Genomic DNA, 12,355 nt, shown 5'->3' on the forward strand with positions numbered 1-12,355 from the left:
TTACGGAACAACAATCAGCGGGCCACTGGCCGCACCCGTTGCCCGCCACTGCGGCACATACATAGACTCGACCATCGGAACCGGCACCTGGTAGGTTCCCGGCGTCACGGCGCGCGCCAGATAAACCAGCGTAACCGGCTGACCTTCATTTACCGGCACGGCCGCCACAAAGCGGTCGTCGCGGAATTCCATATGCTGAATGTCCGCCTGCTGCATCTGGCTGAGCAGGTTCTGCACTTCGCTACCGCTGTCCTGCAGGCTGGCGCTGCTGCTTGCCAGGTTCTGGTTTTCCAGCTCCAGACCCGCAGGGAGGAGATCAACCACCAGCGCGTCCGGCACGTTCTGGCTGGCTTTGACTTCCAGCCATACCAGCACCAGCTCGCCGCTCTTCAGCGAAGAGAGCGATTTCGTGCTGCCGTCCGTTGCCAGAATATGGCGTTCAACCTGCAGCACGTTCGAGCTCGGCTGAGGAGCATAGTCAGGATAACCGGTGCTATCAAGGCGTACCCACAGCGGTGAAGTGCCGGTATTGGTCACCTGCAGCGCGCCAAGCTGGTCGCCGCTCACGTTTTGTACCTGCGCTTTATCGCCACCTGATGCGGAATCTGACAGGGAGGTTTTCGCCTGCCACGCACCCGACAAGGTTTGCAGCGAACGACCGGCCAGGAACAGCGCATTGCTCTCCTGAGTGGACAACCAGCGCTGGCTGAAGGCCTGCTCAGACAGGGCATTCAGCAGCGTATTTTGCGCATCCGGCAGAAGTTTGTACTCCTCCAGCAGAGAGAGCATCAGCGCGTTATCGCGAAGCTGGCTACCGAAATCGGCCATCCAGGTTTTGCTGTCGTTGCGCGGCGTTTTGAGCGCCAGATCCAGCGCCTGCTGGCTGCGCGGGGCATCGCCCATCAGCTTGAGCGCCATGCCCAACTGCATCAGCGGCAGGCCGGACGCCGCCTGAGCGTGACGATCCCAGATTTCACGCAGCGCGCCCAGCGGCGCTTTTTGCTGACGTGCCAGCACCAGCGCGGCATAGGCCTGCACGGCGAACTTGCTGGCCTGCGTATCGTCGCTGTAGCGAACAGACATCATGCCCGGGTCCTGCAGGTAGCGCAGCAACCGGCTATTGGCATTATTCACCGCATCGGCAGGCACGCTGTAGCCCTGCTCGCCCGCACGGACCAGGAAGTCGGTCACGTAGGCCGTCAGCCAGTACTCTTCCGGACCGTTTTTATCCCACAGCGCGAACCCGCCGTCTTCACGCTGCATCTGCAGCAGACGGGAAATACCGATATCAATGGCGGCACGGCGCTTATCGTCCGTATCACCTTTGATGCCAAGCGCCGTAAGCTGCGCCGCGTTGGTGTAGAGCGACGGGAACAGACCGCTGGTGGTCTGCTCCAGACAGCCATACGGATAGGCCTGCAGTTCGCGAATATAGCGCGCCAGGTTGAGCGGTGGTTTGCCGCTCAGCAGCAGTTGCCCCTGCAGGGTGGCAGGAGAGAAACCGTTGCTGTGCTGCGCCGGTGCAGTCCAGGATTCGCCAGGGTTCAGCATGGCACCGGTATTGACCGTCTGCGCCGGGAACGCCGGACGCACGCCGATTTTCCAGCTCTTCTGCTGCGGGGCGAAGGTCTCGCCTGGAAGCTGCAGGCCGGTCACCTGCGCGGTCACTTCACCGTCACCATAACCGTCCAGCGCGCGTACCGGAATAAACAGCGTGCTGCGCGCCCCCGGTGGCAGCTGAACCGGCTGAGGCTGCGCGCCTTCCAGCGCCAGTTTGCCTGTCGCGTTCAGGGCGATATTCAGCGTTTGCGGCTGGTCGGTCAGGTTAGTGATATCCAGCGTCAGCCGCGAGGTATCTCCGCTTGCCAGGAAGCGCGGGGTATTCAGTTCGGTAATGACCGGCGCGGCCACAATAATCTTGCTTTCGCTGCTGCCGAAATCCTCTTCCGTCCAGGCCTGCGCCATCAGACGCAGCTCACCGTTGAAGTCTCCAATCGGCAATGTAATTGTGCCTTCCCCGTTGGCATCCAGCGTGACCGGCTGTGCCTGCTGGGCAATGATGGTGACGTGGTTCACCGGCGGTTTGCCGCCGCGCTTCAGTTCATCCCCATCGCCACCAAAGCGCAGCGCGGCCAGACGGCCCTGCCCTTCAATGACCTGGCCGTAAATATCGTAGATATCCGCGCCGTAACGCTTCTGACCAAAGAAAGCCTGCCACGGATCCGGCGTGACGTAATCGGTAATATTCAGCACGCCGCTGTCCACCGCCGATACCAGGACATTCACCTTCTGCGGCACGGCCCCCTCTTTCACGCTGGCTTTCACCTTCACCGAGAGCGTCTGGTTTGGACGCATTTTCTGCGGGTTATCGAGCGCAATATTCAGGCGGCGATTTTCGTCACCCATCGGCAGATGCAGCAGGCCGACCGCGCGTTTCGGCGTGGCGGATTTGGATTTATCTCCGGGACGTACCACCAGTGTACTCAGGTAGAGGTCGTGACGCTTCCAGGCCTTGTCGACCGGGATAGCGAGATCCAGTCCGTTTGCCGGTACGTCGATCTCTTTCCACCACAGCGGCCCTTCGCTGGACTCGATCATCGCATAGCCCTTGCCTGCGGCTGGCGCGGCAATGTGCAGGTTGATGGTGTCGCCAGGCTGATAGGCTGGCTTATCCAGTTTCAAGGTCACACGGTCAGGGCGTGCCGCGCCGGTGCCGTCGCTGTTATCCTGCCAGCTGTACCCCGCCCAGAAGCGCACGCTGCTGACCATCTCATCAGGCGCTTTCACCTCCAGACGATAAGAGCCCCATTCCACCGGGAAGGTGACTTTACCCGTTTCATCGGCCTTAAGCGTCAGCTCCTGCTCACCTTCGACCAGATCTTTCTGATCGAACTGAGACTGCCAGCCTTCGCTTTCAGACCAGTTCAAGAAGTAGTCCCGACGCTCGCGAATCAGACGAACCTGTAACCCGGAAACGGCCTTTTTCGCGCCGCTGGCATCGGCATACACGATGTCGAAGCTGGCGTTGCCGTTCTCATCAACAATCGGTTGGTTGACGGTCGTATCGGTGCGGTAGTCGTAAACGGCTTTACTGGCGAACTGAGGGCGAATACCCGGCAATTCCGCTGCGGGCCAGATGGCCTGCTCAGCACGACGCGTCACCGGACGACCGCCCGACTCCAGCAGGCTGGCCTGCAGGATCAGTTGCAGCGGAGAGTGCACCTCTTTCCATTGGCTTTCGGTAGTAACCTGCCCACGTCCCTGCTCGTCCAGCGTAAGCTGCACTTCATCCAGGCTGCGGCTCAGGTTCTCTTCGGCGATATCACCAAACTGGAAGCCCGGCAGCGCGGCCACCGCGTCACGCAGCGGACGCAGGAAGAGCTGGCCCTGCAGAGAGTTACCGTTGGCCGGAGCGCCATACAGGTAATAGCCGACCACGTTAAAGTCGACGTTATCCTGCGGTGAAACCGGCGTTTTTTGTCCGCTCAGGTTGAGCGCCATACGCTCTGGCATGAAGTCTTCAACGTGGAAGTCCCACAGACGCTGCAGGTTATCGCCCGTGTTGGCGCGGATATGCCACATGCCGGTCTGCGCCCCGCTGTCCAGCGGATAGTTGAAGCGATAGAGTCCGTTCTCCGGCTTGACGACGATCGTACGCGCGACCTGTCCATCCGGTCGCAGCACGTCGAGCTTCACGGGCTGATCGGGAAGTGGCTTACCGTCACTGTCGCGCAGCAGGCCGTTGAGGATCACCGTTTCGCCCGGGCGGTAGAGATCGCGTGGGCCAAACATAAAGAACTGCTTGCTGTAGCCCGGACTCCCGGCGATATCAAACTCCGCCAGATCAAGAGCCGGTAGCTTGAGGTCAAGCAGCGTGGTCTGGCCGTCTTTACTGGCCAGGATCAGCGCGGCCTCTTTGTCGGTCTCAAGCTTTGCGTGGCCATCACCGTCGCTTTTCGCTTCGGCAAGCGTCTGCCCTTTATCGTTCAACAGGGTGACGGTGACGCCAGACTGCGCCGCACCGTTCTCCAGACTCTGGGTGAAGATGTCCAGGCGATTATGATAACGGTGAGCGGACAGGCCAATATCGCTTAAGGTAAAGAGCGTCGCGGCGTTGCTGTAGTTGTAGTGCCCGGCCTGGTTCATGACCGCGATATAAACGCCAGACTGCTGGAGCGGTTTAATATCCTTCAGGGGCAACAGTAATTTTTCGCGCGTGTTGCGCGCCGGATTAAGATCGAATCGACCGGTATAAACCAGCTCCGCCATCTTCAGCAGGTTGTCGGATTCCCAGTTGGTCAGCGAGTTACGGTACTCCCACTGGCTGACAAGGGAAGCCAGCGATTCCGGCTTCACGCGGTAGAAGTTGACGTCAACATTGTTGACGTTGAGCGCCATTACCGGCAACCCTTCCACCACCTTACCCGGCAGCAGCGAGCCGCGGCTGGCAAAACCAACGGTGGGTTCAACGTCCCGGGTGGTCAGGGCTTTCTCATAATCAATGCCGAACGTCGCCTTGTTCAGCGCCTGCAGGCCCCGTTCAACGGTGACGACCAGGTTGCGGTTGGGCTCCAGATGGCGCAGGCGAAGCTCTTTCAGGTTAGGCGCAAGTTCCCACGCCCCGTCAACTTTGCCGCTTTTTTTGTCCACGACATGCACGGTTTTCGCGAAATCCTGATCGGGATTCAGCGGAACCGAGAATGTCAGCACCAGCGTGGCGGCACCGTCGAGCTGAACTTCAGAGGCATCCAGCAGGGTCAGCGCTTTTCCCTGACTCTGGGCGGCGAGCTTAGCCAGCGTTTCAGCATTTGGCTTTTCCGCGGCTTTTGGTGTGGATGCGGTGGATGCCGCGGGAGCCGCAGCCTGAGATTTATCGTCGCTGTTATCACAGCCGACAAGCGTAAACGTGGTAAGCAGCGCAAGGGAGAGCGCGGCTAAGCGAAACGGTTTCATCCTTTGTCCCTGGCCCTGAGGGGGCCTGTTGGTCGTCGTCCGGATAAGTATTATCCGCAAGTTTCATTAATTCAAAAAGTCCAATTTTAGAATCTGGAAAGCGCCTCGCAGAATGGCAACACGCCGCTACGCCGTGATGGAACCGCGATCACAGCCCCAAACGTCACATGTTACCTTTCACGTCATTTGTTTTTAAAACAAGAGGATAGCTGGATAAGCGTCCCTGAAGGCTGCTAGTTTTATAACCATGACGCACCCCGAGTGCGCGGTTCAATAAGAGAGAAAGCCATGAAACGAGCCGTGAACGCCCTACAAAATTTCGGAAAATCATTGTACGGACCGGTGCTTATCTTACCGCTCGTCGGTCTGTTTATCGCCTTTGGTAACGTGCTGGGTAACGGTAATCTCGCTGAATACCTGCCCTTTCTTGGCCATCCGCTGATTCAGCATCTTGGTCAGCTTATCGCGAAATCGGCCGTGTCGGTGCTGGTGAACCTGGCGCTGGTGTTTGCCGTTGGTATTCCGATTGGTCTGGCGACGCGCGATAAAGGCTATGCCGCGCTGATTGGCCTGGTCACCTTTGTCGTGTTCATCAACGCCATGAACGTCACGCTGCAGCTGCAGGGCGCGCTGGCGCCTGCAGCCGAAATGAAGGCGGCCGGGCAGACCATGGTGCTGGGCGTCCAGGTGCTGGAGATGGGCGTTTTCGCCGGGATCCTGACCGGGGCGCTGTCGGGATACCTGTACAATAAATATTCCGGCGTACAGTTTAACGGCGCGATGGCGATTTACTCCGGCCACTGTTTTGTCGCCATTGTAATGCTTCCGGTCTCCATGGTGCTCGGCGTGGTGATGAGCGAACTGTGGCCGTTTGCCCAGCACGGCATTAGCGCCCTGGCGCTTGCCATCAAAGGCTCCGGACCATTTGGCGTGGCCATCTACGGCTTCCTGGAACGCATTCTGGTCCCCACTGGCCTGCACCATCTGGTCTATACCCCGTTCCTCTATACCGAACTCGGGGGCACGCAGGAGGTCTGCGGCACGGTGTATCAGGGTGCGCGCAATATCTACTTCGCTGAGATGGCCTGCCCGGACGTGAAGCAGCTCAGCAGCACGGTGGTGTGGGACGCCCGCGGCATCAGCAAGATGTTTGGCCTGCCCGCCGCGGCGCTGGCGATGTATATGACCGCCAGGCCAGAGCGTAAAGCGGCGGCGAAGGCGATTCTGATCCCGGCGGCGCTGACCTCGCTGCTGGTCGGCGTCACCGAGCCGATTGAGTTCTCCTTCCTGTTCGTCGCCCCGCTGCTGTTCGTGGTGCATGCGGTGCTGACCGGCATCGGCATGATGCTGTTCTCCCTGCTGGGCGTTCACGCCATCGGCGCCAACGGGATTATCGACTTCATCCTCTACAACCTGCCGCTCGGCACGGCCAAGTCCAACTGGCCGATGTACATCGTTGTCGGGCTGATCATGTTCGCCCTCTACTTCGTGGTGTTCCGCTTCCTGATCCTGCGCTTCAACATGAAAACGCCGGGTCGTGAAGATGAGGACCAGGAGACGCGCCTCTACAGCAAGCAGGAGTACCAGGCGAAGGGCAATAACGACGGTCTGGGCGAGTCCATCGTGGTGGGGCTGGGCGGCCGGGAAAATATTGAAGTGGTGGATAACTGCTACACCCGCTTACGCGTCACGGTAAAGGACGTCGCCATTATCGACGAGCCGCGTCTGAAGGCGACCGGCGCGAAAGGGATTATCAAACAAGGTAACAACGTTCAGGTGGTCTATGGGCTGCATGTCAAAAAAATGCGAGAAGCCGTTGAGACGTTTCTCTGAAAGGAGCTAAAGATGTTTACACCCCCATTCATTCTGTCGATTGCCGGCGGCGGCAGCACCTACACGCCGGGCATTGTGAAAAGCCTGATGGTGCGCCTGCAGGATTTCCCGCTGGCCGAAATTCGCCTGTACGATATCGACGAGGCGCGTCAGAACACCATTGCGCCGGTCGTCGAGAAGGTCATTCGCGACCACAGTCAGCACATCAAATTTACCGTCACCAGCGACCCGGAAGTGGCCTTCAGCGGCGCCCATTTCGTCTTTGCCCAGATGCGCGTCGGTCAGTATAAGATGCGCGAGCAGGATGAGAAGATCCCGCTGCGTCACGGCGTGGTGGGCCAGGAAACCTGCGGCCCCGGCGGGCTGGCCTACGGACTGCGCACGATCCTGCCGATGGTGGAGCTTATCGATCTGGTGGATCGCTACGCGCATGAAAAAGCCTGGATCGTGAACTACTCCAACCCGGCGGCGATCGTCGCGGAGGGCGTGCGCCGTCTGCGGCCAAATGCGCGGGTGCTGAACATCTGCGATATGCCGGTGGCCGCCATGCGCAATATGGGGGCGATTCTGGGTGTCGATCGCCGCAGGCTGGAAGTGGACTACTTCGGCCTGAACCACTTCGGCTGGTTTACCCGCGTGCTGGTGGACGGCGAAGACAAGCTCCCGGCGCTGCGTAAGCATATCGCTAAGTTTGGCCTGCTGACGGAAGATGCGGCTAAAACCGATCCGCAGCATTCTGACCCCTCCTGGGTGAAAACCTGGCGCAACATCAAGCCGATCATGGACAATTTCCCCGAGTATCTGCCGAACCCGTATCTGCAGTATTACCTGATGCCGAACCAGATTGTGGCGCACCAGAACCCGGACTATACCCGCGCCAACGAAGTGATGGACGGGCGCGAGAAAAAGCTGTTCGCCGCCGCCGAAGAATATCAACGCACCGGAATTTTACCGGATGCCTTCCACGTGGGCGTCCACGGCGAGTTTATCGTCGATGTGGCCTGCTCGCTGGCCTTTAACCTGCGAAGCCGCCATCTGGTGATGGTGGAAAACCGCGGGGCGATTACCAATTTGCCGTACGATGCGGTGGTGGAAGTTCCCGCTTATATCACCTCCGAGGGCCCAGAACCGATCCGTATTGGTCAGGTGCCGCTGTTCCATCAGACGCTTTTGCAACAGCAGCTCGCATCTGAACAGCTGCTGGTGGAGGCGACTATCGAAGGCAGCTATGAGAAAGCCTTGCAGGCGTTTACCCTCAACCGCACCGTGCCGACCATGGAACATGCAAAAGCCATTCTGGATGAGATGATTGAGGCCAACCGCGACTACTGGCCAGCGCTGCAAAAAGCCTGGCAGGACGGCGAACCGGTGAAAAAATAGGGGCTTGCTCGCGAGTTGAACGTGGTTTGCTTGTCGGTGTCAGAAAAAACACCGACAATCTTTTTTTACGGAAAAGAATGGAGGCAACCCATGTCCACCTCATATTTTGTCGCTGCCGACTGGCTGATTGAGCACGGCGACGATCCGGAAGTTCAGATTATCGACGCGCGTATGGCCCCTCCGGGACAAGAGCATCGTGACGTGCCCGGTGAATACCGTGCCGGGCATCTGCCGGGGGCGGTATTTTTTGATATTGAAGCCCTCTCCGATCACACCTCTCCCCTGCCGCACATGCTGCCGCGCCCGGAAGCGTTTTCCGTGGCGATGCGCGAGCTGGGCATCAGCAAAGACAAGCACCTCGTTGTCTATGATGAAGGTAACCTCTTCTCCGCGCCGCGCGCGTGGTGGATGCTGAAAAACTTCGGCGTGGAAAAAGTCTCGATTCTTGCCGGTGGGCTGGCGGGCTGGAAGCGCGACGAGCTGCCGCTTCAGCAGGGTGATGTCACGCTGCCGGAAGGTGAATTCGACGCGACCTTTGACACCCACGTGGTAAAACGCCTGACCGACGTGCTGGTCGTGAGCCATGAAAAAACGGCGCAAATCGTCGATGCCCGCCCTGCTCCTCGCTTCAATGCCGAAGCGGATGAACCGCGTCCGGGGCTGAAGCGCGGGCATATTCCGGGCGCGCTGAACGTGCCGTGGGGCGATCTGGTATTTGAGGGCGAGCTGAAAACTACCGACGAACTGCGCGCCATTTTTGACCGGGCAGGGGTTGATTTGCATCGTCCAGTGATTGCCAGCTGCGGTTCCGGCGTAACGGCCTGCGTGGTCATTCTGGCGCTCGCCACGCTAGGCGTAAGCGACGTCACGCTCTACGACGGCGCCTGGAGCGAATGGGGTGCGCGAGACGATCTGCCTGTCGAACCCGCAAAATAATGGATAACCGCCTGGCCACGCTGTTAACGCGCGGAGCGTCATTGACCCGCGCGGAGTATCGCGTCCTCGCCCACCTCACGGAGCATCCGCTGCTGGTGGGCAATATTACGGTTCGCGAGCTGGCGCAGGCGACGTTCGTTTCTACCGCCACCATTATGCGGCTGTGCCAGAAGCTGGGGTTCAGCGGCTTTAGCGAGTTTATCTGGCACTGCAAGCAGCTGCTCACCGACACGCCGCACATTGCCGTTCAGGGGCAATCGCCCCCTGAGCTCCCGGCGCTGTTTAATCAGTTTATCGCCAACTATCAGCACACCTTTCAGTGGGTCACCCAGGACAAACGCCAGCAGTTTGCTAACCTGCTGCGCCAGAAAGAGAGTTTCTTTCTCTACGGGGCCGGGTTCTCTTATCTGTTTGCGGAGTACCTGACCAAGAAGCTGCAGGTGCTGGGCAAAACGGCGTTTATCTCCGGACCGGGCGACAGCCGGAACATTTTTCTCAGCAATGCCGCTCGCTATCAGGTGTTTATTGCCGTCTCGCGCAGCGGCGAAACGGAGCAGGTGCTGGATAAAGCGCGGATAGCCAAAAACGTCGGCATGACCATCGTCGCGTTTACCCGCGCCTCGGCCAATACGCTGGCGGAGATGGCCGACGTTCACTTTGCGCTCTATGACGAAGCGGTACACTACGCCTCCGAAGCCGCAGGGGTGACGTCGTTTGAGTCGAATCTGGTGCTGCTGATGGATTTACTGCTGCTGGAAGCAACGGGGTGATATTCACCCCGCTGAAATCAGATGATGCGGTTGGTTTTGAGATCGCGCAGGAAGCCCCCCCAGCGACGCTCATAGAACGGCGTGATGTGCTCGGTAATAAAGTGGCTGATGCCCTTCTCACCGTTTTTCACCTGACAGATATCAATTGGTTCATCGCCCGGTAGCGTGTCGGTCGCCACGCTGCCCGCCGCCTGAACGATCTCGTCGAAATCGCCATCGGCTTCAATACCGATCAACAGCACCGGCTTTTCGTCCGCACGCTCTTTGATGGAGCAGAGAAACGCGCGCCTGACGGGCTTGAGCGTTTTGAACAACGTCGTCAGGGAATCAATCATCTGCGCGGGTGGCTCGGCCACTTCAGACAGCAGCAGCGTTTCGCCCCCTTCCAGCACTTCCTGCGTGCTGAGCGGGTTGCCCTCTTCGCCAATCAGGTGGCTGATTTCACGCGGCGTAAACTCTTTCCCGGTCGGCAGCTTGGCGTTGAGGAACAGCGTCTGGCCGAGCGTCATTTCAAACAGGGTACGCACCGGCATCACCACGAACGCCTGTTCGTCTTCAACCGCTTCCTGCAGCGCTTCTAGCGAGGTGAAGAACGGGATCACCGACGTGCCGTCGTCTTTCTCCCAGTGCAGCAGATCCAGCGCGCTGTCTTCTACGACCTGCTCACCTTCCGCGGCGGTACCCGGCACCCAGACGGTGGACTCCAGCAGCGTGCGGAAAAATGCCGGACGGTGGGCGGGCTCGGTCGCCGCCTGCTCCAGCAGGGTCTCTAATTCGTTTTTGGTATCTGACATAGTTTGGCTACTTCAAAAAACGCCGGGTGGCGCTTCGCTTACCCGGCCTACAAAACCGTAGGTCCGTGCAAGCGCAGCGCCGCCGGGCAATATGATGAATCCGAAGGCGCGCGTAAGCGTAGCGCCACCCGGCAAAAAAGATTACTCAGCCGTCAGCAGGTTCGCCACGGTACGCACACCCAGACCGGTCGCGCCCGCGGACCACTGCTCAACCGCCGCTTTGCGGTACGTTGCGGAGCAGTCAATGTGCAGCCAGCCTTCATGGTAGTTCTCAACGAAGTGAGACAGGAAGCCTGCTGCGGTGCTTGCACCCGCCGGGTACGCCGCGCTGGCGGTGTTGTTCAGCTCGGCAAAGTTGGACGGCAACTGGCTACGGTGGAACTCGGCCAGCGGCAGACGCCAGAACGGTTCGTTTTCCGCCGCAGCGCTGGCCAGCAGGCGTGCGGCCAGCTTGTCGTCAAAGCTGAACAGCGCGTGGTAGTCGTTACCCAGCGCGGTTTTCGCCGCACCGGTCAGAGTCGCCATGTCGATGATCAGCTCAGGCTTCTGGGCAGACGCGTCGATCAGGCCATCGGCCAGCACCAGACGGCCTTCGGCGTCAGTGTTCATCACCTCAACGTTTTTGCCGTTACGGTAGCGAATGATGTCGCCCAGCTTGAAGGCGTTACCGCTGACCATGTTGTCCGCGCAGCACAGGTACAGCTTCACGCGCTTTTTCAGACCGCGGGTGATGGCAAACGCCAGCGCACCGGTGATGGTGGCCGCGCCGCCCATGTCGGACTTCATTGAGTCCATGAACGCGCTCTGCTTCAGGCTGTAGCCGCCGGTGTCGAAGGTGATGCCTTTACCTACCAGGCAGGCAAAGACAGGGGCGTCTTTATCGCCGGTTGGGTTGTAGTCCAGCGCCAGCAGCACCGGTGGACGCTCAGAACCACGACCCACGGTGTGGATACCCATGTAGTTCTGCTCGCGCAGGTCTTCACCCTTGGTGATGCGGTAGGACATCTTGTCGCCCGCCACGCCACACAGCAGGTCAACGGCGCGCTGCGCCAGCTGCTCAGGGCCTAACTCTTCCGCCGGAGCGTTAATGGTGTCGCGTACCCAGTCGATGATTTGCAGACGGCTTTCCAGCTCTTTCTGACCGGCTTCGTCGAGGTTCGCCCACTCAATTTTGCGGGTGCCTTTCGGCCCTTTGTAACCCGCCCAGAACGCCCAGCTGCGGTCGGTGTCCCAGCCTTCGCCTTCCAGCGAGACATGCTTAATGCCCAGACCGTCAATTTTACGCGCGGCGCGCTGGATCAGGCCCAAATCATCGTTGCCCGTCAGGTGCAGGGTAATACCGTCGTTGTTGATGCTGTAGCTGGCTTTCTCGCCCCAGCGCGCGTCGGCGGGCTGCGTAGAGAGCGTAATCTTCATCGCTTCGGTCATTTTATTTTTCCTTATTAGCAACTAGCAAACGGGCCGCCTGAAGGCAGCCCGTTTTGTTATTTATTCTGCTTCATCTAACCAGACTAACAGAATCGCCTCCAGAATTTTTTCATTGGATGCGTTTGGATCGTCGTCGAAATCTTCCAGATCGCAGATCCACTGATGCATATCGGTGAATCGTACGGTCTTCGGATCGAGATCCGGGTTCGCGTCGTAGAGCGCTTCGCCGATTTCACGGCTGTCTGTCCACTTCAGTCCCAT

General features: G+C 59.2%; 8 protein-coding genes. 4 read left to right on the forward strand and 4 right to left on the reverse strand.

Translation table 11 applies throughout. The features are described from left to right. On the reverse strand, positions 1-4,953 hold the full coding sequence (locus F3J31_RS06120; protein WP_167211934.1) for an alpha-2-macroglobulin: 4,953 nt from the start codon (positions 4,951-4,953) through the stop codon (positions 1-3). A gap of 288 nt (positions 4,954-5,241) precedes the next feature. Between F3J31_RS06120 and F3J31_RS06125 the strand changes: the two genes are divergently transcribed. The 4 genes from F3J31_RS06125 to F3J31_RS06140 all read left to right on the forward strand — a co-directional run bounded on the left by F3J31_RS06125 (position 5,242) and on the right by F3J31_RS06140 (position 9,872). Next, complete coding sequence (locus F3J31_RS06125; RefSeq protein ID WP_167211937.1) at positions 5,242-6,786, forward strand: PTS transporter subunit EIIC; 1,545 nt, start codon at positions 5,242-5,244, stop codon at positions 6,784-6,786. A gap of 12 nt (positions 6,787-6,798) precedes the next feature. Next, positions 6,799-8,166 (forward strand): 6-phospho-alpha-glucosidase, encoded by a 1,368-nt coding sequence (locus tag F3J31_RS06130; RefSeq protein WP_167211940.1) that lies wholly within the window; start codon positions 6,799-6,801, stop codon positions 8,164-8,166. Between the two features lie 90 nt (positions 8,167-8,256). Continuing rightward, positions 8,257-9,102, forward strand: coding sequence for a 3-mercaptopyruvate sulfurtransferase (sseA, locus tag F3J31_RS06135; protein ID WP_032675337.1), 846 nt, complete (start codon positions 8,257-8,259; stop codon positions 9,100-9,102). Then, positions 9,102-9,872 carry a MurR/RpiR family transcriptional regulator gene (locus F3J31_RS06140; RefSeq protein ID WP_167211943.1) on the forward strand — a complete coding sequence of 257 codons (771 nt, stop codon included), beginning with the start codon at positions 9,102-9,104 and terminating at the stop codon, positions 9,870-9,872. Before sseA ends, F3J31_RS06140 begins: the two co-directional genes overlap by 1 nt. 17 nt (positions 9,873-9,889) lie before the next feature. Here F3J31_RS06140 and sseB read toward each other — a convergent pair whose 3' ends face one another. The 3 genes from sseB to iscX form a co-directional block, all read right to left on the reverse strand. After that, positions 9,890-10,666, reverse strand: coding sequence for an enhanced serine sensitivity protein SseB (sseB, locus tag F3J31_RS06145; protein WP_032648693.1), 777 nt, complete (start codon positions 10,664-10,666; stop codon positions 9,890-9,892). A 141-nt stretch (positions 10,667-10,807) separates the two neighbouring features. Next, the gene (gene pepB / locus F3J31_RS06150) at positions 10,808-12,094 is read right to left on the reverse strand and encodes an aminopeptidase PepB (protein ID WP_024908644.1); all 1,287 of its coding nucleotides are present in this window, start codon (positions 12,092-12,094) and stop codon (positions 10,808-10,810) included. A 60-nt stretch (positions 12,095-12,154) separates the two neighbouring features. Then, positions 12,155-12,355 (reverse strand): Fe-S cluster assembly protein IscX, encoded by a 201-nt coding sequence (iscX, locus tag F3J31_RS06155; RefSeq protein ID WP_003860650.1) that lies wholly within the window; start codon positions 12,353-12,355, stop codon positions 12,155-12,157.

It is taken from the genome of Enterobacter sp. Acro-832 (assembly GCF_011752745.1).
Taxonomy (GTDB): domain Bacteria; phylum Pseudomonadota; class Gammaproteobacteria; order Enterobacterales; family Enterobacteriaceae; genus Enterobacter; species Enterobacter quasiroggenkampii.